This is a genomic window from Actinoplanes sp. NPDC000266 (genome assembly GCF_042899005.1).
Lineage (GTDB): Bacteria > Actinomycetota > Actinomycetes > Mycobacteriales > Micromonosporaceae > Actinoplanes.
In genome coordinates this window covers 404,285-424,416 of sequence record NZ_JBIAZI010000005.1, presented here as the reverse complement: position 1 = coordinate 424,416, position 20,132 = coordinate 404,285, and the positions used below count along the sequence as shown (strand labels likewise).

Annotated in this window: 19 protein-coding genes; 6 read left to right on the top strand and 13 right to left on the bottom strand. The window is 72.0% G+C overall.

The genetic code is table 11. The features are described from left to right. Positions 1 to 29 precede the first annotated feature (29 nt). Positions 30 to 1,025, top strand: coding sequence for an SDR family oxidoreductase (locus ACFY36_RS22595; protein ID WP_499747935.1), 996 nt, complete (start codon positions 30 to 32; stop codon positions 1,023 to 1,025). Here ACFY36_RS22595 and ACFY36_RS22590 read toward each other — a convergent pair. The 9 genes from ACFY36_RS22590 to fdxA form a co-directional block, all read right to left on the bottom strand. Next, positions 1,018 to 2,337, bottom strand: coding sequence for a DUF4407 domain-containing protein (locus tag ACFY36_RS22590; RefSeq protein ID WP_499747934.1), 1,320 nt, complete (start codon positions 2,335 to 2,337; stop codon positions 1,018 to 1,020). The genes ACFY36_RS22595 and ACFY36_RS22590 overlap by 8 nt on opposite strands. 48 nt (positions 2,338 to 2,385) lie before the next feature. Beyond that, positions 2,386 to 3,030: an SIMPL domain-containing protein gene (locus tag ACFY36_RS22585; protein ID WP_499747933.1), complete on the bottom strand. Its 645-nt coding sequence runs from the start codon at positions 3,028 to 3,030 to the stop codon at positions 2,386 to 2,388. Between the two features lie 10 nt (positions 3,031 to 3,040). Beyond that, on the bottom strand, positions 3,041 to 3,667 hold the full coding sequence (locus ACFY36_RS22580) for a hypothetical protein (protein ID WP_499747932.1): 627 nt from the start codon (positions 3,665 to 3,667) through the stop codon (positions 3,041 to 3,043). After that, positions 3,664 to 4,395 carry a hypothetical protein gene (locus ACFY36_RS22575; protein WP_499747931.1) on the bottom strand — a complete coding sequence of 244 codons (732 nt, stop codon included), beginning with the start codon at positions 4,393 to 4,395 and terminating at the stop codon, positions 3,664 to 3,666. Before ACFY36_RS22575 ends, ACFY36_RS22580 begins: the two co-directional genes overlap by 4 nt. 99 nt (positions 4,396 to 4,494) lie before the next feature. Then, positions 4,495 to 5,571 (bottom strand): S8 family serine peptidase, encoded by a 1,077-nt coding sequence (locus ACFY36_RS22570; RefSeq protein WP_499747930.1) that lies wholly within the window; start codon positions 5,569 to 5,571, stop codon positions 4,495 to 4,497. Then, positions 5,568 to 7,226 carry a hypothetical protein gene (locus ACFY36_RS22565; protein WP_499747929.1) on the bottom strand — a complete coding sequence of 553 codons (1,659 nt, stop codon included), beginning with the start codon at positions 7,224 to 7,226 and terminating at the stop codon, positions 5,568 to 5,570. Before ACFY36_RS22565 ends, ACFY36_RS22570 begins: the two co-directional genes overlap by 4 nt. Further along, complete coding sequence (locus ACFY36_RS22560; protein ID WP_499747928.1) at positions 7,219 to 7,572, bottom strand: hypothetical protein; 354 nt, start codon at positions 7,570 to 7,572, stop codon at positions 7,219 to 7,221. The genes ACFY36_RS22565 and ACFY36_RS22560 overlap by 8 nt, the downstream gene beginning before the upstream one ends. 78 nt (positions 7,573 to 7,650) lie before the next feature. Further along, positions 7,651 to 8,739 (bottom strand): succinyldiaminopimelate transaminase, encoded by a 1,089-nt coding sequence (dapC, locus tag ACFY36_RS22555; RefSeq protein ID WP_499747927.1) that lies wholly within the window; start codon positions 8,737 to 8,739, stop codon positions 7,651 to 7,653. Continuing rightward, complete coding sequence (gene fdxA, locus ACFY36_RS22550) at positions 8,736 to 9,053, bottom strand: ferredoxin (RefSeq protein WP_218854020.1); 318 nt, start codon at positions 9,051 to 9,053, stop codon at positions 8,736 to 8,738. The genes dapC and fdxA overlap by 4 nt, the downstream gene beginning before the upstream one ends. 82 nt (positions 9,054 to 9,135) lie before the next feature. Between fdxA and ACFY36_RS22545 the strand changes: the two genes are divergently transcribed. After that, positions 9,136 to 10,098 carry a GNAT family N-acetyltransferase gene (locus tag ACFY36_RS22545; protein WP_499747926.1) on the top strand — a complete coding sequence of 321 codons (963 nt, stop codon included), beginning with the start codon at positions 9,136 to 9,138 and terminating at the stop codon, positions 10,096 to 10,098. 12 nt (positions 10,099 to 10,110) lie between these two features. Here ACFY36_RS22545 and ACFY36_RS22540 read toward each other — a convergent pair whose 3' ends face one another. From ACFY36_RS22540 to mshB, 4 genes are all read right to left on the bottom strand, one after another. Continuing rightward, positions 10,111 to 10,581, bottom strand: coding sequence for a hypothetical protein (locus tag ACFY36_RS22540; RefSeq protein WP_499747925.1), 471 nt, complete (start codon positions 10,579 to 10,581; stop codon positions 10,111 to 10,113). Beyond that, positions 10,578 to 12,191 (bottom strand): VanW family protein, encoded by a 1,614-nt coding sequence (locus ACFY36_RS22535; RefSeq protein ID WP_499747924.1) that lies wholly within the window; start codon positions 12,189 to 12,191, stop codon positions 10,578 to 10,580. Before ACFY36_RS22535 ends, ACFY36_RS22540 begins: the two co-directional genes overlap by 4 nt. A 444-nt stretch (positions 12,192 to 12,635) precedes the next feature. Next, complete coding sequence (locus ACFY36_RS22530) at positions 12,636 to 13,193, bottom strand: hypothetical protein (protein ID WP_499747923.1); 558 nt, start codon at positions 13,191 to 13,193, stop codon at positions 12,636 to 12,638. After that, entirely contained in the window at positions 13,190 to 14,095 is a 906-nt protein-coding gene (mshB, locus tag ACFY36_RS22525) for an N-acetyl-1-D-myo-inositol-2-amino-2-deoxy-alpha-D-glucopyranoside deacetylase (protein ID WP_499747922.1), read from the bottom strand. The genes ACFY36_RS22530 and mshB overlap by 4 nt, the downstream gene beginning before the upstream one ends. 39 nt (positions 14,096 to 14,134) lie before the next feature. On the opposite strand from mshB, the gene ACFY36_RS22520 reads away from it, so the two are divergent. The 4 genes from ACFY36_RS22520 to ACFY36_RS22505 all read left to right on the top strand — a co-directional run bounded on the left by ACFY36_RS22520 (position 14,135) and on the right by ACFY36_RS22505 (position 20,013). Beyond that, positions 14,135 to 16,015: a prolyl oligopeptidase family serine peptidase gene (locus tag ACFY36_RS22520; RefSeq protein WP_499747921.1), complete on the top strand. Its 1,881-nt coding sequence runs from the start codon at positions 14,135 to 14,137 to the stop codon at positions 16,013 to 16,015. A gap of 32 nt (positions 16,016 to 16,047) precedes the next feature. Continuing rightward, complete coding sequence (locus tag ACFY36_RS22515) at positions 16,048 to 17,484, top strand: TldD/PmbA family protein (protein ID WP_499747920.1); 1,437 nt, start codon at positions 16,048 to 16,050, stop codon at positions 17,482 to 17,484. After that, positions 17,481 to 18,944, top strand: a complete 1,464-nt coding sequence (locus tag ACFY36_RS22510; protein ID WP_499747919.1) for a TldD/PmbA family protein — start codon at positions 17,481 to 17,483, stop codon at positions 18,942 to 18,944. Before ACFY36_RS22515 ends, ACFY36_RS22510 begins: the two co-directional genes overlap by 4 nt. 535 nt (positions 18,945 to 19,479) lie before the next feature. Continuing rightward, the gene (locus ACFY36_RS22505; protein WP_499747918.1) at positions 19,480 to 20,013 is read left to right on the top strand and encodes a hypothetical protein; all 534 of its coding nucleotides are present in this window, start codon (positions 19,480 to 19,482) and stop codon (positions 20,011 to 20,013) included. Positions 20,014 to 20,132: the final 119 nt, after the last annotated feature.

The window sequence follows — 20,132 nt, the reverse complement described above, 5'->3', positions numbered from 1 at the left end:
CCGGGCCTTTATCGCGGAACCTCCACCACATGACAAGGATCTCCGTAGTGACCGGCGCCAGCGGCGGCATCGGCCGGGCGGTGGCCCGCCGGCTGGCGGCGCGCGGCGACTCGGTCGCTCTGCTGGCGCGCGGATCGGACGGCCTGGCCGCGGCCGCCGAGGACGTGCGCCGCGCCGGCGGCACCCCGCTGCCGATCGAGGTGGACATGGCCGACTACGCCGCGGTCGACGAGGCGGCGGACCGGATCGAGAAAGAGCTCGGGCCGATCGACCTGTGGGTCAACAACGCGTTCAGCTCGGTCTTCGCCCGGTTCGCCGACATCGGCATGGACGAGTTCACCCGCACCACCGAGGTCACCTACCTCGGCTACGTCTACGGCACCCGGGCCGCGCTGACCCGCATGCAGCCACGTGACCGCGGCACGATCGTCCAGGTCGGCTCGGCCCTGGCCTATCGCGGCATCCCGCTGCAGACCGCCTACTGCGGCGCCAAGCACGCCATCCAGGGCTTCAACGAGGCGCTGCGGGTCGAGCTGCTGCACGACAAGAGCAACGTGCACACGACCATGGTGCTGATGCCGGCGGTGAACACGCCCCAGTTCCGGTGGGTGCTGTCCCGGCTGCCCCGCAAGGCCCAGCCGGTCCCGCCGATCTACCAGCCCGAGGTGGCCGCGAAGGCCGTCCTGTACGCGGCCGAGCACCCGAAGCGCCGCGAGTACTGGGTGGGCGGCTCGACCGCGGGCACGCTGATCGCCAACGCGGTCGCGCCCGGCGTCCTCGACCGCTATCTGGCCCGGACCGGCTTCGACAGTCAGCAGACCGGCGAGAAGCGGCCGGCCGACGAGCCCGCCAACCTGTGGGACCCGGCCGACGGCCGCGGCGAGCCCGACGCGGGCGCGCACGGCGACTTCGACGACCAGGCCAAGTCCCGCAGCGCGCAGCTCTGGCTGTCGCAGCACCACGGCCTGATCGCCGCGGGGCTGGCCGGCGCCGCCGTCCTGTGGGCGGCGAACAAGCTCAGATAGCGCGGATGTTGCGGCGGTGGCGGCCGTCGTGCTCCTGCTCCGGCGGCAACAGCTCGCTGCGGAGCGCACGGTGGTGCTTGCCGTCGTGTGCGGCCAGTTCGTGGACCTCGTGCGGCACCACCACCGAGTGGCGCAGCACCTCGCCGGCCCGCTCGGCCGAGGTGCGCGCCACCTCCTCGTCATGGGCGGCCGTCTCGATGCTCTCGGCCACCACCCTCGCCATCGCCTCGCCGTACGTACGGGCGTCCTGGATGCCGCGCTCGTGCAGCAGGGTGGCCTCGTGCTCGTGGCGGCGGGCGACGCGGGCCTCGTTCCGCTCGTAGGCGTTGCCCTTGGAGGCGAACTTGAGCCCGACGGCGGCGCAGTCGAGCGCGACCAGCAGCAGCATGATGCCGATGTAGAAGACGCCGACACCCCAGAAGTCGGTGGTCACCAGATGCCACATGGCGGCCGTGCGGGCGCCGAAGCCGGCGTTGTCGCGGACCGACTCGGTGTTCAGGGACCGCTGCTCGGCGATCCGCCGGGTCAGCTCCACCTGCTCGGCGTTGCGGGCCTCCCGGGCCGTGCGCTGGGTGTCGAGCAGGGTCCCGGCCTGCTTGTCGAGCGTGGCCGCCTCGGTGTCCAGCGAGCGGGAGCGCTTCACGAGCGAGTCGCAATATCCGCCGCTCGGGCATCCGGCGGCCCGGGACACGCCGTCGCCGGCCGAGTCGGCGAGCGCCTGGTCGTAGAGGGCACGGGCGTCGTGCCGCTTCTGGGCGGCCCGGTCGGTCAGGTCGCGGACCGCGGCGTCGTCGGCGGCCGTCTCACGCTTGAGCTCACCCAGCCGCCCGGTGTACGTGCCGATGACGCCGCTCTTGTCCATCTGGCTGAGCTGCTGGTTGTGGACCTCGTTGAGCCGGGCGTCGATCTCGCCCTGATAGCGGGAGAGCATCAGCGGCTCGGTGATGAGCACGGCGAACAGCAGCGCCAGGCCGAGCCGGCCCGCGTACAGGCCGATCGTGGGCTTCTTGAGGAAGTGCTGGGGGTCGGTCGAGTCGAGCCGCTCGTAGCTGATCGACACCCGGCCCACCACGGCCCGGTCGTACGCCACCACGCCCGCGGCGACCATCGGGCCGACCAGCCAGCGGTACCACGGATGCTGGTAGTTGGAGCCCGCGTCGATGAAGGCGGCGCCGCCGAGCGTGGCGTACACGAAGTAGAGAAGGATGAAAGCACCGATCGCGGAGTACAGAACCCGGTCGGTATGTGTGGTCACGCTGGCCGGGTTGACGTTCGCCACCCGCAGCAGGACGTCTCCGCGGCCCTTCGGCATGTCGAACAGTCTCGCCTAAAAGGGTGGTTCTCCGGACGGTTTTCGCTTCTATGCCGAAAGGTCGGGCTCGGTGATCGTCACCCGGACCGTGACCGCGGCCTGCACGGTCTGCCGCTGCGGATCGAGCTCGAACCCGCCGCCCGCGTCGCGTGCCATGTCGAAGCCGGCCGCCTCGGCCCGCATCATCATGGGGCCGCCGCCCACGCCCTCGTCGGCGATCTCGACCAGCCGATCGATGCGGGCGCCGACCGCCGCCGCGTACTCCCGGGCCCTGGCCAGGGCGTCGGCGATGGCCTCGCGCCGGACGTCACCGCCGGCCTTGCTGCCCGGCCGCAACTGCCACCACGGCCCCGACACGGACGCGAACTCGAGCCCGGCCAGCCGCAGCAGAAGCGCGCCGAGGGCCTCGAAATCGGTCACGGTCACACGGGTCTCGACATTTCCCGAGTACGCCACCACGCGCTCACTACCGCGCTTGAGCTCAGGAAAGACCTGGACGCCGCCGCTCTCCCGCTCCAGCCCGCTCTCGCTGTCGAGGACCGCCCGCAACTCGGCCGAACGCTCGAGCAGCCGGCTGACCACGGTCTCGCGGTCGCGGTCGCGGGCCGACACGCTCACGGAGATGACGGCCTGCTCGGGCGGCACCTCGCGGAACGCCTCGCCGCGGACCACGATCGTCGGTTGCTGGCTCATGGACGAGACGCTATCGAAGGTCGGCGACACGCGCCTCACCCATCAGCCGCTGGAGATCGGCGGCCCAGTCGGCGGTGCGCCGCACCGAGAGGTCGACCCGATCGGCGAGACGCCGCAGGTGTCCGGCATAGGCCGGCAGGCTGGCGGCCGAGGTCTCGTCGGCCTCGATCGCGGCGCCCACGAACTGACCAGTCAGCTCGGCGCCGAGATGACCAAGATTGACGACGTACGTCACCTGGCCGGCGCCGGCACTCCCCAGCCACCGTGAGATCGCCCCGGCCCGGCCCGCGAACCGCCCGGCGACCTCGCTGCCATGCGCGACCGCGGTCTCCATCAGCGAGAAAACCGAAGTGGCCCGGCCGGCGACGGCCCGCAAAAGCTCGATGATCCGGTCGACGCCGGGCCGGAGGCGGCCCAGCAGCCCGTCGATCGCCGCGACGGCGTCGGTGACGTCGGCCGGCAGATCCCGGACGACGGCCGACCAGACGCCGTCCTCACGCAGGAAGAGCCGGGCCCGCCGGATCAGGTCACGCACCGACTCGGCGAACTGCTGCCACGCGTCGCCCAGCCGGCCGGCCGTCTCGTGCACCAGCTCGGTGGCCTCACGGAAGGTGACGGCGGCGCCCTCGGTGGTCATCGGTGCTGCCACGCGTCGAGGGCGCTGTCGCGGCCCCGGGCCAGCTCGGTGAGCGCGTCGCGGGCGTCGGCGACGAGCCGGTCGGTGTCACCGGCGCCCGGCCGATGAGGGCCGGCCTCGGCCCGCTCGATCCGCTCGCCGCGCACATGCAGCCGGAACAGCCCGCGCGGACCGGCGATCACGCGGGTGGCCTGCTGCTCGCGCATCCGCTTGCCGGCCTCGTCGATCAGGCGGTACGCCTCGGCGATGCGCCCACGGGCAGCGTCCAGGAAGTCGGCCGCCCCGGGCGGCGGCAGCTCCGCCGCCTCTTGCTCCTGCCCGCCGCGTCCCAGTTGCGGCTCGCCGTTCAGCTCATCATGCGGCTTGCCGCTCTGCGCCTGCGGCCCGCCGCTCTGCTCCTGCGGCCCGCCGTGCCGCTTTTGTGGCTCGCCGTTGCGGCGTAGCAGCAGCGGCACCAGGGCCGCCTTCATCCGGGCCGATTCCAGGGCCTCGAGCAGGCCGGCAGCCACGCCGTCCGGGCCCAGGGCCTCCCACCAGCCGGGCCGCAGTCCGATGTCGACGAACCGGCCCACCGAGTCGACCACCGCCCACGCGGTGCCCGTCCGGTCCGGCCCGGTGATGCGCTGCGCATGGCTCAGCGCCGACTCGACATCGGACACGAACCGCCACGCGTCGGCGAGGCGTACGTCGTTATCCGCTTTGCGTGGTGCATGGGCGAATGAGTTCACCGGCGTTCCCCCGATCTCCGGCTGACACCGAGAGTAGCGCAGAACCCGGCACCCATTCGACCCCACGAATCGCCCCCGATCATCCGATCCGGGTCTTGATCAGGAGTTTCGGCGCTTCCGGAGCAGCACCATCAGGCCCAGAACGGCACTCAGCAAGAGTGATCCCGTGATCACGATCAGCAATGGACGGGGGCTTTCCTCGCTGACCGGCTCCGGAGTGGAGCTCACGATCCTCGGCGCGGGACTCACGCTTTTCGGCGCACGTTTCGCCGTCAGCGCGGCCAGCACGTCGAGCTGCCCCGACCCGTACCGGTCGTCGCGCCCCTTCGGCCCACGGTCGACGGCGGTACCGGTGATCCGATCGACGACCTCGCGGGCCGACATGTCCGGATAGCGCGCCCGGACCAGCGCTACGGCCCCGGCGACGATCGCCGACGAGACGCTGGTGCCGTTCGTGACCGCGTACTCACCGCCGGGCCGGACCACCGGAATGTCGACGCCGTAGGCGACGACGTCGAGCTCGGGGCCGTGGTTGGAGAATCCGGTGACCTTGTTGTCGCGCCCCACCGAGCCCACCGCGATCACCCCCGGATAGCGGGCCGGCTCACTGACACCCCGGTTCTCGTTGCCGGCCGCCGCCACCAGCACCACGTCCGCGGCCGCGGCCTTGGCCACCGCCCGCTGCAACGTCCCGTCCGACTCCAGCTCGAACGACATGTTGATCACCTTGGCCCCGTGCGCGATCGCCCACTCGATCCCCTCGACGACCAGCGCGTGATCCATCACCGGCCTTATCGGCATGACCTTGCTCCGCGGCGCCACACCGAGAATGCCGTCCCCGTCACCGTGCCCCCGGCCGGCGATCAGAGCGGCCATGGCGGTGCCGTGCGGTCCGCTGGTCACGTGGCCGGCGGGTTCGTCCCGAGGCGTATAGCGCCCACCGACCACAGCACCACGCAGGTCACGATGCCGGCCGTCGACACCTGTATCGATCACGGCCACGGTCACACCGGCGCCGCCCCGGCCGAGCTTCTGAGCTTGGGCGAGCTTCATGGGCGCGAAGTACCACTGCCGGTCACGCCAGACGTCGGCCCGAGCCGGCGCCCCACCGAACAGAACCAGGAGCAGCACAACCCCGGCCATGGCGCCCGAGCGCGAGAGAGAACTGCTGGTCACCCCCGGCGGCCGATCACGTCGAGGCCTGGATCATGCCGATCGTCGTCCTCACCCGGCACGATAACCGGGGCGACACCTTCGGCGACCCGCCAGGCACTGTCCGGATCGAATCGGGCCTGCTCACCGGAGTCCCGCCCACGGCGGTGACCACCGTGCGCCATGCCACCGGCGGCCGCCTGGTGACGCTCGGGACCCACCGGATCATCCGGCAACCACGCCGGACGCGGAACGGGCCCACCACCGGATCGAGCCGAGCCGGGCCGCCCACCACCGGACCGGGTTGCGCCGGGCCGCCCGCCGACCGGGCCGCCGATCGGCGCTGCCCCACCTGCCGTCGCCGAACCGGGAACACTTCCGCTGCCGCTGACCTGTTCATCCGGGCTGGAGCTCGATCGGCGATCGGATCGGCCTCGACGTCCACCGGCGACGGGCACAACGCCCGCTCCGCCACTGACTCCGCGCCCACCCACGCCGGTGAGCCCCGGACCCACGCCGGCCGACCCTGTTCGGCCGCCTCCGGTCCCGCCGATCACCGCGCCGGAGGGCAGCGGCGTACGGCCCGCCGTCCGCCCCGTACCCGAACCGGCCGAAGTGGAGCCCGGAGCCCGGCCCAGCCCACCGCCGATGACCGGAGCTCCACCCGAGCCCGGCAGCAATCCCGGCACCACCGGAGCCGCCCCGCCGGCACTCCCACTCGGCAGCGGCGTTCCGCTACCGGACAGGCCGCCACCCGGCATCGGCCCGGCCTCACCGCCCGAGCCCTGTGGGTTGATCACGCCGGCCAGATCAGGACCGCCGACGCCGCCTCCCACCAGCCCGGATCCGACGCCGCCGCCGATCACCGCGCCCGCTCCGGCACCGCTGTCGCCCGCCCCGAACCCGGCACCGCCACCGATCACCCCGCCCGCCCCGACACCAGCTCCTCCACCGACACCGACGCCCGCCCCGGCCCCCGCCTCGACTCCTGCACCGACGCCCGCCCCGGCACCGGCACCGGCCCCCGCTCCGCCGACACCCGCGCCGTCGGGAAGCAACGCCTCCCTGCCCGGCAGCGGCGGCACCGGCTCGTGCGGCACCGGCACCTCGATCCCGCCCGGCCCGAGCCGCGCCGAACCGCCCGGCGGCGGCCACTCCTTCACACCCTCGATGTGGAACTCGAACGCCGGCGGCACCTTCAGCATCGCCACGGCGTCCGAGACCGCCCGCTCCGCGTTGATCATGTGTTGGCGGGCCTGCTCGTCGAGCTCGTCCTCCGCACTGTCGAACCAGCGCGGCACCACATCGCTGCTCTTGTCCTTGTACTGCTCCCAGAGCGGCCTGATCTTCTCCTTGGCCCCCGCCAGCGCGTTCAGAATGTTGTCGAGCCCGTTCGCCGTCGTGTCCGCGTCGGCCGACGCCGTCTCGAGCCGGGCGATCAGGTTGTCGACCTGGCCGACGAATGCCGCCGCCGACGCGTTCTCCTCCGGCGGCCACGCCGCCACCAGCTCGGCCCGCGCCGCCACCAGGGCGTCCTTCTCACCGCGGACCGATCCGGCGAGCTGCCGCCACGCCCCCACCTGGGAGCGGGCCAGCGCATCGTCCTCGTCCATGACCATCGACCACAGGCGCGGCGTGTTGTAGGCCGCCCAGTTCGTGCACCAGCTGTCGTCACTCATGAGAAGCCGCCGCGTGCAAGGCCCCGTTGACGTAGTCGACGCGTTCCTTGGCCGTGAGATCGGTGCGGTCGACCATCGCCGCCACCGACGTCGCCGCGTCGGCGAGCACCCGGGCCGCTCTCATGTATTCGACGATGTTGGCGCTCGACGCGCGCAGGCTCTCCGCGTACCTCTGCTTGGCGGCGTGCACCCCACCGCCCGCGTTGTTCGCGCCGAAGCGTACGCCCGAATCGAAATAGATCTTGGCGTCCGCATAGCCCGGCTCGATGGTCCGGGACGTGTCGTCGTGGACCTTGCCGGAAAATGCCGTCAGACCGTCACTCTCGACGCGAATGCCGTCACCCACGGCCGCCTCCCCGTAGTTACGTCGTCTCGCAACGCAACCAACGTAGCGACCGCTGTCGAACCGCGGCGCCGGGAAAGATCAGGTGAGGCGCTTGACGGCGGCCGCGACTCTTTCATCGGTTGCGGTCAACGCGATCCGTACGTGCTTCTCGCCCGCCGGTCCGTAGAACGCACCCGGAGCAGCCAGGATCCCACGCTCCGCGAGCCAGTCCACGGTCTGCCAGCTGTCCTCGCCGCGGGTCGACCACAGGTAGAGGCCCGCCTCGGAATGGCTGATCTCGAAGCCGGCCTTCGCCAGGGCCGCGCGGAGCGCCTCGCGGCGTTCGGCGTACCGGGAACGCTGCTCGGTCACGTGCGCCTCGTCGCCCAGCGCCGCGATCATCGCCGCCTGCACCGGCGCCGGAACGATCATGCCGGCGTGTTTGCGGACCGCGAGCAGCTCGCCGACCAGGGCGGGGTCGCCGCCGACGAAGCCGGCCCGATATCCCGCGAGGTTCGAGCGCTTGGAGAGCGAGTGCACCGCGATCACGCCGGTGTAGTCGCCGCCGGTGACCGCGTCGTCGAGCACCGAGACGGGCTTCGTCTCCCAGCCGAGGGAGAGGTAGCACTCGTCGCTGGCGACCACGGCGCCGCGCTCACGCGCCCAGTCGACCACCTTGCGCAGGTGCTCGGCCGGGAGGACCTTGCCGGTCGGGTTGGACGGCGAGTTGATCCAGATCAGCTTGACGCGCGCCGGGCCGACCGCGGTCAGCGAGTCGGAGCGGATCACGGTCGCGCCGGCCAGGCGGACACCCACCTCGTACGTCGGGTAGCAGACCGACGGGATCACCACGACGTCGCCCGGTCCGACACCGAGCAGGGTGGGCAGCCAGGCCACGAGCTCCTTGGAGCCGATCGTGGGCAGCACGCCCAGAGTGCCCGACGCGTTGCCGGCGCGGGCCAGCCAGTCACCGATGGCCGCGCGCAGCGCCGGGGTGCCGGCGGTCAGCGGATATCCCGGAGTGTCCGACGCGTCCGCGAGGGCGCGCCGGATCAGCTCGGGAACCGGGTCGACCGGGGTGCCGACCGAGAGGTCGACGATCCCGTCGGGGTGCGCGGCGGCCTTGGCCTTGGCGGGCTCCAGAAGATCCCAGGGGAAGTCCGGCAGGGCCGCGGAGACCGCGCTCAAGCCTTCGGCGGAAGAGCGACGATGAACGGCGAGTCCTTGTCGATCTTGCCGACCTTGGCCGCGCCACCGGGCGAGCCGAGGTCCTCGAAGAACTCGTAGTTCGCGTTCGTATAGTCCTTCCACTGCTCCGGGACGTCATCTTCGTAGAAGATCGCCTCGACCGGGCAGACCGGCTCACAGGCCCCGCAGTCGACACACTCATCGGGGTGGATGTAGAGCATCCGGTTGCCCTCGTAGATGCAGTCGACGGGGCACTCCTCGATGCATGCCTTGTCGAGCACATCGACGCACGGCTCAGCGATGATGTAGGTCACGGGTCTTTCCCTCCAAAGCCTCGCACGGCTCACCGCCGGCGACAGTTGCAGAGCCTAGTATCTCCGCCGGAGGAGGTGACACGTGCTCCGTCGGCAGGATGTGGGACACCGGGTGGTGGTACGCCGAATTGTAGGCGTTACCCCGGACCGGACGCTCTACACGGATGCCCTGGGTGAGCTGGTCGACCTCACGGACACCGATCTCACCATCGCCACCGACAAGGGCACCGTGAAGGTGCCGTTGCGCGAGGTGCACCGGGCCAAGCGGGTGCCACCGGCCCGTCGCCCACCGGCCCGTGACGTCATCGATCTGGAGCTGGCCGCGAACGCCGCCTGGCCGGCCCCGGTGCAGGCCAGGCTGGGTGGCTGGATTCTGCGCGCGGCCGGCAACTGGACCGGCCGGGCCAATTCCGCGCTCGCCGTGGGCGACCCCGACCGTACCCTCGAGGCCGCCGTCGACGCCGTGGCCGAGTGGTACGGCGCGCACGGCCAGCGCCCGCTGATCAACGCGCCGATGCCGCTGGCGGCGCCGGTGAACGCCGCCCTGGACGCCCGCGGCTGGACGTCCAGGCCGCTCACGCTCGTACAGACGGCTCTGCTCTCTCCGCTTTTGTCGCGCCTGGAGGCCCGCGCCGATCTGCCCCCGGTCGAGTTGGCCGACACCCCGGGCGATGACTGGTACGCCATGGTGGCCGAGCACAAGGGCACGCTGCCCGCGGCCGCGGTGCGCATTCTCACCGGTCCTGAGGAAGTCGTCTTCGCCCAGGTGCGGGACGCCGACGGTGGCCTGCTCGCGGTCGCCCGCGGCGCGGTCACCGATCCGGGCCGCCTGCTGGGCGTCTCGTTGCTGCAGACCGCGCCGGCCGCCCGCCGCCGCGGCATCGCCCAGCATGTGGTGCGCGCTCTCGCCCAGTGGGCGGCGCAGCACAACGCCACCCGCGCCTATCTGCAGGTCGAGGAGCGCAACACGCCCGCGGTGACCCTGTACGGCCGGATCGGCTTCAGCACCCACCACACGTACCTGACGCGCGAAGCGCCGCGCTGACGCCGGACGACCCTAACGCCGGACGACTCTGCGCGGCTTCGCCTGACGGGATTCGCTGTACGCCTTGAGCGAGCGCGACCGGTAGTCCTTGCCCAGCATCATGGCGATCCAATAGCCGACGAGGGTGCCGCCGATCGCGAAGCCGGCATAGAGCCAGACCTGCGAGAAGAAGTTGCCGGCGCCGCTCGAGAACGGCTGCCCGCCGCTGATGAACGGTCCCACCAGGATGGTCAGCAGCATGCCGCCGAGGGCGCCGAACACCAGGTCGGGCAGGAGCCACTCGGACGGACGGCGGCGCTGCGACACGATGAACGTGTAGACCGCGACGACCAGCCCGATCAGCGCGAACATCATGATCGAGGCACGGTTTTCCGCGCTGTCGTCGCCGTCGAACACGAACCGGGTGAGCAACCGGGCCACCACGTTGATCGCGAACAGTCCGACCGCCAGCGCCACGGCCGGGAACCAGCGCTGCTGCCTCATTCTTCCTCCCCGCACACGAATCGTGGTTCGGGATCGTAGCGCCAGGTGAACTTCTTGCGCTCGATCTCCCGGCCATCTTTGCGGATGACGCGCCATGCGTCCTGGGTGAAACCTGGGAGTCCGCTGCTAGTCAGGCACTTGGGCCCGTCCTCGCGGTGCACGGTCGGCGGGCTGGTGTGGTTGCGGCGCGGCCCGTAGACGGTCTTCACGCTGTCGTACATCTTGGTGCCCCACATCGACACGGTCACTGAGCGGCCCGTCGTCGCGGTGTCGATCAGGATCCCGTACGGCGTGGTGTTCTTGAACTTGAGATCGAGCGTGGGATAGAAGATCGTCGACTCGATGACGGCCGGGTAGCGCGAGAAGTAGAACGAGTGCGGCTTGTGCTCGACGTCCTGCAGGCCGGCGTAGTAGGCGGCGTTGAACAGCGTGGTCGTGAACTGCGAGGCGCCACCGGCCACGCCCGGCTCGAGCACGCCGTTGACGATCACCGGCGCGTCCTTGTACCCGTTGTGATAGCCACGCTCGCCGGTGTGCCCGTTGAGCGAGAACGTCTCGCCGGGCTTGACGACGGCGCCGTCGACCGCCTTGGCGATCGTGATGATGTTCTGGCTGCGCGGCGACTTGGCTCCACCGGTGAAGTAGGTCGTGAAGGTCGACACCCGCTCCTTGATCCCGAGCTTGGCCGCGGCGGCGTCGGTGCCACTGGCCGGCGTGGACTTCAGGGTGCCGGTGACCGCGCGCGGCGCCGGCTCGGGCAGCACGGCGAGCAGGTCGGCGCCGAGCGCGACGACCTTGCCGGGCGAACTGGCCACGATCTTCGGAGCCCCACCGGCCAGCGTGACCTTGGCTTGCCGGGGAGGCGTCTCGGCCTTGGCGAACTCCTTGGCCGCCGCCGCCCGCAGCTTCGCCCCGTCGATCGCCGGCGTCAGCCGCCCGTCGGTGTCCGCGCGGAAGACCAGCCCCTTCGCGATGGCCGCGGGCGTCAGCGTGAACTTCACGGCACCTACGGTCACGGTCACCGGCGCCGCCACGGCCGGCTTCGCGAACCCGGCGATCAGCTCGTCGACCTGCGCTTTCGTGGTCACCGGGGTCCGTTCGACAAGCGGCACCACGGCCACGTCCCCCACCGGCCACGCGCGCCGCACGCTCTCCGCCGCAACCCCACGATCAAGGTCAAGACCCGCTTGGGGGTACGTCGCCACGGGCGCGACACCCACAAAAGCGATCCCCGGCTTCTTCATGCCGATCCGCCCGCTGGCCACATGCTTCCGCAGTGCCGCTTCGAGCTTCGCCTCATCGAGCCGGACGACCGCCGCGACATCCCGGCTCCCGAGGACCCGGAACCCACTGTCCACCGCGGCGCCGACAGTCGCCGGAACGTCGATGGCCAGCCCCGCAGCCGCGGGCTGAATCGTCACGTCCTTGCCGTCCACCCTGACCCGCACGGGCTGCCGGCCCCGCGTCTCCGCCTCGGCGGCCAGCAACTTCTCCGCCTCAGCTCGCGACTTGGATCCGAGCTCGATGCCGAGCACCTCGGTACCGGGCGGAATGTCCCCGGCCGTCGCGTATACCCCGGCCCCGGCCGCCGCTCCGGCCAGAACGACCACGACAGCACCCGCGATCAGCCAGCGACGACCCGCTCGCGACCGCGCCGGCTCCGGCACGACATCCGCGGCGGAGGACCCGGCGACAGCCGGCCCCGCGACGGGAACCCCGGCTGCCGGCGCCCGCGAATCAGGCACCGCTGAAGTCGGCTCCCCTGAAGTCGGCTCCGCGGACGCGGACGGTGTTTCCGGGCTGGACTTCACGCGCGCTCACCTCACCGTCGGGCGCGGGAAGCCCCGCGAATCGGCCAGCCACAATATCAGCCGGTTTCGATTCGCTAATACGCCACGTGCCAGTGCCCGCCCTCCCAGGGGGAGCCCCCGTCGGTCAGTATGGCGAAAAACCGCAAGATCGTGCTGGGGGGCTGTGGATAAGCGGCGGGGCTGTGGACAACGCGCGAACGATCGGCCGAAATGGCCTGACCAGGATCGCGTGTGCCGGGCGCCTCAGGGAAGGGTGCGCTTCAAGATCAAGCGATAGGAGTACACCGCGTACGTCAGGCTGCCGACCAGGATCATCACCAGGGCGATCCAGTTCTCGCCGCCCAGCAGGTAGTCGCCCTCGCTCGTGCGCACCCCCGCCGCGAGCAGCATCATCAGCGTCCACAGGGCCCACGGCGGCCCGAGCGCCCACTTGCGCCGCGTCGTCGTGACCGCGAACCACGCGATGCCGTAGTTCAGCACCGCCGCGAGCACCACCGACAGGCCGAGCAGCGGCCCGCCCCCGGAGCCGATCGCGTCGCCGCCCCAGACCGACACCAGGTCGCCCGCGCGCAGCGTGGTCAGCAGCAGCTCGAACACCCCGCTCACGAACGACGCCAGGATCGCCACCACCAGGCCGCCCCACCGGATCAGCGACTCGGCGCCGGCCCACGGCTCCCGTCCCGGCGTGACGTCGATGGTCGGCCGCTCGTCGCCGTCCGTCTGTGAAGCGCTCACCGCGGTCTCCTCGTCCGAAGCGGCACGGGCCGCCGGGACCCGGGCGCCCGTGTCCGCGCGGTTCATCGGGCCGAGCCCTCCGACGCCGCGGAGGGCTGCTCGAGGCCCAGGCCGCCGAACAGGTCGCTCTCCCAGCCGTGCGGGCCCTCGCCGGGGCCGCGCTCGCCCTTGGCGATCGTGTAGTACTCGACGCCCATGAACTCGCCACCGAAGTCGCCGGCGATGCCGTAGAGCCACGAGTTGTCGGGGATCTGGGTGGCGTGCGCCCGCATCGCCGCCACCTTCTGCTGGTAGTGGTCGGTGCCGTCCATCCGGGCCGCGATCTCGTCGTCGGGGTGGCCGAACGGCAGGTCCTCCACCCGCTCGACGTCGGCGAACGGGTTGTCGGAGAGCTCGCGGAACGCCTCCATGCCGTCGCGCAGCACGCTGATCGGCATCGCCGTCCAGTAGATCTTCTCCGGGCCCTCGTCGCCGGCCAGCTCGGCCGCCCGCATCGCCACCCGGTGGGCCTGGATGTGGTCGGGATGGCCGTAGAAGCCGTTCGGGTCGTACGTGATCATGACCTGGGGGCGGACCTCGCGGATGATCTCGAGGAGCAGCCCGGCCGCCTCGTCGAGGTCGGCCTGCCAGAACGCCCGCGGGTTGTCGTTGGTCGGCAGGCCCATCATCCCGGAGTCGCGGTAGCGGCCGGCGCCGCCGAGGAAGCGGTGGTCGGTCACCCCCAGCGCGGCGCAGGCGCGCTCGAGCTCGACGATGCGATATCCGCCGAGCTGGTCGGCCTGCGCGGCCTCGAGCTGGGCCAGGGCCGGCACATGGATCTCACCCTCCTCGCCGAGAGTGCAGGTCACCAGCGTCACGTGGGCGCCGGACGCCGCGTAGTGGGCCATGGTGGCGCCGGTGCCGGTCACCTCGTCGTCGGGATGGGCGTGCACCAGCAGCAGCCGGCGTGCGGGCAGGGCGTCAGTCACGGCCGCAACTCTACGCGGGACCTCGGAGGAGGTTTCGCGATGCCGGGCTGCGGGTTTGGGGCGCGGGAAGGCGGTTTGATCAGCGATGCTGTCCAGGTGGACTACCCCGGACTCGCGGAGCGCACCGGTCACTTCCGCTACGGCGCGCCGTTCCAGGTGACGGTCGGCGGGGACGGCGCGCGGGTGGCGTTCCTGCGCTCGCCCGGCCCCGAGGATCCGTACGGCCGCCTCTGGGTCCTCAATGTGGCGACCGCCACCGAGACGCTCGTCTCGGCGAAACCCGTGACGTCGTACGCCGTCGACCGTGACTGCCGGACCGCGGCCTTCGTCTTCGAGGGAAGGCTCTGCCGGGCCGATCTGATCAGCGGCGACGTGACCCACGTGCCGGCCGAGGGCCCGGTCGAGGATCCCCGCCCCGATCCCGAGGGCCGCCGTATCGGGTACGTGACCTGGGAAGACGGGGCCGCTTCGCTGCGCGTGACCGGGCCCGAGGGCGATCGGCTGCTGGCCGGCGAGCCGGGCAGCGCCTGGCGTGAGCACAGCGGATCGATCTCCTGGGGTGTGCCCGACGACGCGGCCGTGCGGTTCGGCCGGCGGCGCGGCTGGTGGTGGGCGCCGGACGGCGGCCAGATCCTCGCCGCGCGCACGGCCGCCTCGACCAGCCTGCACCTGCTCGACCTGGACTACGGCTGGGTCGACGTGCATTGGGACCGGGAGACCTATCCGTACGTGGTGAACGTGCGCTGGGCCGACAGCGGCGGCCCGCTCATCACCGTGCTGCGCCGCATGCAGCAGCACGGCCTGGTGCTGGCGATCGATCCGCGCACCGGGGAGACGCAGGTGCACGCCGAGCTGGCCGACGCCCGTTGGGTGGAGCCGGTGTCCGGGACGCCGCGCCACCTGCCCGACGGCCGGGTGCTGGTCGGCGGCGAGCTGGCGCACGACGGATTCGACGCGCGGTGCCTGTTCGCCGACGGCAGCCTGCTGACGCCGCCCGGCCTCTATGTGCGGCGGGTCGTCGGCTCGGTGCCGCGCCCCGGCGGGCCGTCGGGCGCGCCCGATCTGATCGTCGAGGGCACCGAGGGCGACCCGTGGAGCCAGGACGTCTTCCGCGTGCGTACGTCTCTGGGCGGCGGTGGAGCCGAGGCCAAGAAGATCACCTCGAGCCCCGGCTGGCATCGGGCCGAGGCCGGCGGCGACGTCCTCGTCGTCGACGGCGAGGTGTGGCGCGGCGAAGCCCGCGTCACCGCTCTGCGCAGCGTGGCCGCGACGCCACCGGTCACGAGCCCACCGGTCCTCGAGCGCGTGACCGACCGGCGGCTGCCGGCGTCGGTGCGCTATCCGGCGGCCTTCGTCAGCGGGACGCGCCTGCCCGTTCTGGTCACGCTCGGCGACGGTCCCGGCCGGCAGCAGGTGGTGCACGACCCATTGACCTGGCTGGAGAAGCAGTGGTGGGCCGACTCCGGCTTCGCCGTCGTCACGATCGACGGCCGGGGTACGCCCGGAATAGCGCCCAGCTACGAAAAGGTGGTCCATCGCCGGTTGGTCGACGTGTCGCTGGCCGACCAGGTGGACGCCCTGTACGCGCTGGTCGGCAAGCATCCCGACCTGGACCTGTCGGCGGTGGCCGTGCGCGGCGCCGGACTGGGCGGCTGGCTGGCGGCGATGGCGGTGCTGCGCCGGCCCGACGTCTTCCACCGGGGCGTGGCCCGCTCCCCGGTGCTCGACTGGCACGACCTGCCGGCCGCGTTCGCCGAGCGCTACCTCGGCGACCGGCACGACTCGGCCGACGTCTACGCCCACCACAGCCTGCTCGGCGCCGAGCCCACCGGCTCCTTGCTGGTCGTGGGCGCTTCCCTGCCCGGCTTCGCCGCTGTGGAGTCCGCCACGCTCGACGAGGAGCTCGCGTTCCTGCGCTGAAACTTGTCGCACCCGTCCCCTAGGGTCGGTTCATGAGCCACTTCGATGAGGCGTCCGCGGCGGTGCAAGCCGCACTGGACGCCGGTGCCCGTTACGCCGACTGTCGCGTCATGCTGCGGCGCACCGAGTCGATGACCGCCCGCGACGGTGATGTGGAGGAGCTGGGGTCGGGCGAGAGCGCCGGATTGGGCGTACGGGCCCTGGTCGGCTCCAGCTGGGGTTTCTACGCCGTTCCTGATCTCTCCGAGTCGGCGGCGCGGGCGGCCGGCCGCCGCGCGGCGCAGATCGCCACGGCCAGCGCCACGGTCCCCGGCCCGCCGGTCGAGCTGGTGCCGGGCGACCCCGTCGAGGCGAGCTGGGCCAGCTCGTGCGAGGTCGACCCGCTCGGTGTCGGCCTCTCCACCAAGGGCGACCTGCTGGTGAGCGCGACCGCCGCCGCCAAGCAGGCCGGCGCCGACCTCGCCGAGGGCATCTACCAGATCTGGGACACCCGGAAATGGTTCGTCTCCAGCGAGGGCCACCGCATCGACCAGCACATCCGCGAGTGCGGCGCCGGCATCACGGCCAGCGCGTACGGCGACGGCGAGATCCAGCGCCGGTCCTGGCCGTCCCATCGGGGGCAGTACGGCACGAGCGGCTGGGAGCTGGTCGACGGCCTCGACCTGGCCGGCAACGCGCCGCGCATGGCCGACGAGGCGCGGGCCCTGCTGACCGCGCCGCTGTGCCCGCCCGGCGAGACCACCCTGGTCCTCGGCGGCGAGCAGCTGGCGCTGCAGATCCACGAGTCGGTGGGCCACGCCATCGAGCTCGACCGCATCCTCGGCTGGGAGGCGGCGTTCGCCGGCACCAGCTGGCTCGACCTCAAGCAGCTGGGCTCGCTGCGCTACGGCTCCGAGCTGATGAACATCACCATCGACCCGGGCATCCCGGGCGCGCTGGGCAGCTTCGGCTTCGACGACGAGGGCACGCCGGCGACCAAGCGCGACGCGGTGCGCGACGGCATCTGGGTGGGTGTGCTGGCCGGGCGTGACTCGGCCGCGGTGGCCGGCCTCGACTACGCGGGCAGCGTACGGTCCGACGGCTGGGCCCGGCTGCCGATGGTCCGCATGACCAATGTGGGCCTCGAGCCCGGACCGCACACGCTCGACGAGATCATCGCGGCGACCGACGACGGCGTCTTCATGGACATCAACCGGTCGTGGTCGATCGACGACCGGCGGCTGAACTTCCAGTTCGGCTGCGAGATCGGCTACGAGATCAAGAACGGGAAGCTCGGCCGCATGCTGCGCAACCCGACCTACACCGGCATCGGCCCCCGGTTCTGGCAGTCGATGGACATGCTCTCCTCCGAGACCATCGCCTGGGGCACGCCCAACTGCGGCAAGGGCCAGCCCGGCCAGGTGGGTCACACCGGCCATCCGGCCGCTCCGGCCCGGTTCACCAACGTACGTGTGGGGGTGCGCGGATGACCGCCGACATCATCCGGACGGGCGCCGAGCTCGAGCTCGCGGCCCGCGTCATCGAGCTGGTCCGCGAGATCGCCGGGCCGGCCGCCGAGGCCGAGGTGACGGTGCGCCACGACGCCGAGGCGCTGACCCGGTTCGCCAACTCGGCCATCCATCAGAACGTGGCCGAGGCGACCACGACCATCCGGCTCCGGCTCCACCTGGACGGCCGCTCGGCGAGCGGCTCGACCACGGTGGCCGAGCCGTCCGGCCTGCGCGGGCTGGTCGAGCGCACGGTGACGGCGGTGCGGTTGAGCCCGCCCGACACGGCCTGGCCGGGCCTGGCCCCGCCGGCGCCGCTGCACGGCTCGGCCGGCCATCACGGCTCGGGTCCGCGTTCGGGTCTCGACTTCGGCTTCGACGAGGCGACCGCGAGGGCCACCCCGGCCGAGCGGGCCGAGCGGGTGCGCGACTTCGTGCGAGCGGCGGAAGGGCTGGAAACAGCGGGTTATTGCCGTACGACCTACACGTCCGCCGCTTTCGCCAACAGCGCCGGACAGGCGGTCGAGGGCCGCACGGCCGAGGCGGCCATGGACGGGATCGCGCGCCTGAACGGCGCCGACGGCGTGGCCCGGCTGGCCGGCGGCCGCCTGGCCGCTCTCGACGGAGCCGCCCTGGGGGCGCGCGCCGCGGCCAAGGCGAGGGCGGCGCAGGGCCCGATCGAGCTGCCGCCGGGCCGCTACGAGGTGGTGCTCGAGCCGGAGGCGGTGGCCGACCTGCTCGACAACTTCGCCCTGTTCGGGTTCAACGGCAAGGCGTTCGCGCAGAAGCAGTCGTTCGCGGAGCTCGAGGCCGACCAGTTCGACCCGCAGGTGACCATCGTGGACGAACCGCTGGGCAGCCGTTCGGAGCCGGCGCCGGGCCTGCCGTTCGACATCGAGGGCACACCCCGCGAGTCGCTGGTGCTGGTACGCGACGGAGTGACGAAGGCGGTGGCACACGACCGGGCCTCGGCCGCCGACGCGGGCACGACATCCACCGGCCACGCGTCACCGACGTCCCGCTCCTGGGGCCCGATGGCCAGCCACATGCGGCTCGAGGCGGCCCCGGCCGCGACCGAGCCCGAGGTCCCGCCGGCGACACCAGACAACCCGATCGCGGAGTCGGCCCGCCCCCTGGTCTCGCGCATGGAGCGCGGTCTGCTGATCACCGACTTCTGGTACACGAGGGTCCTCGACCAGAAAGCCCTGGTCATCACCGGCCTGACCCGCAACGGCGTCTGGCTGATCGAGAACGGCGAGCTGGTGGCCCCGGTGAGCAACATGCGCTTCACCCAGTCCTACCCACAGGCCCTGTCCCCCGGCGCGGTCCGGGGCATCGGCAGCGAGTCCATCCTGCTACCCGACCGCTGGTCCGGAACGCGCTACGCGGCCCCGGCCCTCCACTTGTCCACCTGGAACCTGACCGGCAACGCCTCCGGCTGACCCCCACCACCCGCTGCCCGCCGCCCAGTTCACCCGGGCGGCGGGCCGGCTCGGGTGTGGGGCTCGGCCGGGCGGTGGGCTCGGCCGGGCGGTGGGCTCGGCCGGGCGGTGGCATTGACCGGCGTGTTTCACTGAGCCGGTGAGCGAAACGCCGCGCGATCCGGATTCCGGCAGCTGGCCGGCCGACAGTGGCACGCCGGGAACGGGCGACCGCGCGTCGGACAACTCCCCCACGCCCGCCACAGGCTTTCCTGTTTCCTCCCCCTCGCCCGCCGCCGGATCTTCCGCGCCCACCTCCGGTTCTCCCGCCGCCTTCCCCACCTCTTCTCCTCCTGCGGCCTCCCCGACCTCCCCGACCTCCTCTCCTCCCGCCACCTCTCCTTTCGCGGCCTCTTCTCCTGCGACGTCACCTTCCGCGACGTCACCTTCCGCGGCCGCCCCTTCCGCGGCCTCTTCCCCTGCGACATCTCCTTCCGATCCCTCCGCGACCGCCTATCGGGCGGGGCGGGCCGCACCCTCGGCGGGTGGGCGGCGGATGTTCGGGCTCGCGCCCGCGGGCGGTGGGGCGCGGCAACGACGCCGGCGGCAGTGGTTCGTGGCGGGGATCTCGATCGGGGCGGCGATCATCGTCATCGCGATCTGTGTGGGCGCTCTCGCGGTCGTCGACGCGATCGACGGCGTACGGGATCAGGCCTCCGACTCGCGTGAGGCCCGGCAATCGCGCGACGACCGCTGCCTCGACCTGGAACGACGGCTCAACAAGCTCGTCCCGCCCGGAGCCACCACGAGCCCGGCCGCGCGGGCCACCGCCGTCCGGAACGAGAACGCGGCCGTACGGGTCTTCGTGGGTGAGGTGCCCTCGGCCGGGGACCAGGACGACTGGCGTCAGCTGCTCGACGCCCGGGCCGTCTTCGCGGACGCTCTCGACCGGCAGGCCAAGACCAGCACCCCGGCCTTCTACGTCGCCCCGCGCAACTCCGGCGGTGAACCGGTCGCCGACGATCTCGTCGACTCCTCGCCGGCCGCCTGCGCCGGTTCGATCCGACGGCTCGCCGCGCCGGATCTGTGATTCGTCCTATTTGCGCACCTCGACACGTACGACTCAAGATCCATTAACGCTTTTGATCTTGTCGATGTGATCGGGGTCGAATTTTGTGATCCATACCGCATCCCTGAGCGCGAAACTGT

What these genes read in the sequence shown, in the direction of transcription:
- ACFY36_RS22565 (WP_499747929.1), bottom strand. Translation starts at nt 7,226, where the DNA reads ATGAGTGACGACAGCTGGTGCACGAACTGGGCGGCCTACAACACGCCG.
- ACFY36_RS22505 (WP_499747918.1), top strand. Translation starts at nt 19,480, where the DNA reads ATGTTCGGGCTCGCGCCCGCGGGCGGTGGGGCGCGGCAACGACGCCGG.
- ACFY36_RS22515 (WP_499747920.1), top strand. Translation starts at nt 16,048, where the DNA reads ATGAGCCACTTCGATGAGGCGTCCGCGGCGGTGCAAGCCGCACTGGAC.
- ACFY36_RS22530 (WP_499747923.1), bottom strand. Translation starts at nt 13,193, where the DNA reads ATGAACCGCGCGGACACGGGCGCCCGGGTCCCGGCGGCCCGTGCCGCT.
- ACFY36_RS22580 (WP_499747932.1), bottom strand. Translation starts at nt 3,667, where the DNA reads ATGACCACCGAGGGCGCCGCCGTCACCTTCCGTGAGGCCACCGAGCTG.
- ACFY36_RS22520 (WP_499747921.1), top strand. Translation starts at nt 14,135, where the DNA reads ATGCCGGGCTGCGGGTTTGGGGCGCGGGAAGGCGGTTTGATCAGCGAT.
- ACFY36_RS22585 (WP_499747933.1), bottom strand. Translation starts at nt 3,030, where the DNA reads ATGAGCCAGCAACCGACGATCGTGGTCCGCGGCGAGGCGTTCCGCGAG.
- ACFY36_RS22540 (WP_499747925.1), bottom strand. Translation starts at nt 10,581, where the DNA reads ATGAGGCAGCAGCGCTGGTTCCCGGCCGTGGCGCTGGCGGTCGGACTG.
- ACFY36_RS22595 (WP_499747935.1), top strand. Translation starts at nt 30, where the DNA reads ATGACAAGGATCTCCGTAGTGACCGGCGCCAGCGGCGGCATCGGCCGG.
- ACFY36_RS22590 (WP_499747934.1), bottom strand. Translation starts at nt 2,337, where the DNA reads ATGCCGAAGGGCCGCGGAGACGTCCTGCTGCGGGTGGCGAACGTCAAC.
- ACFY36_RS22510 (WP_499747919.1), top strand. Translation starts at nt 17,481, where the DNA reads ATGACCGCCGACATCATCCGGACGGGCGCCGAGCTCGAGCTCGCGGCC.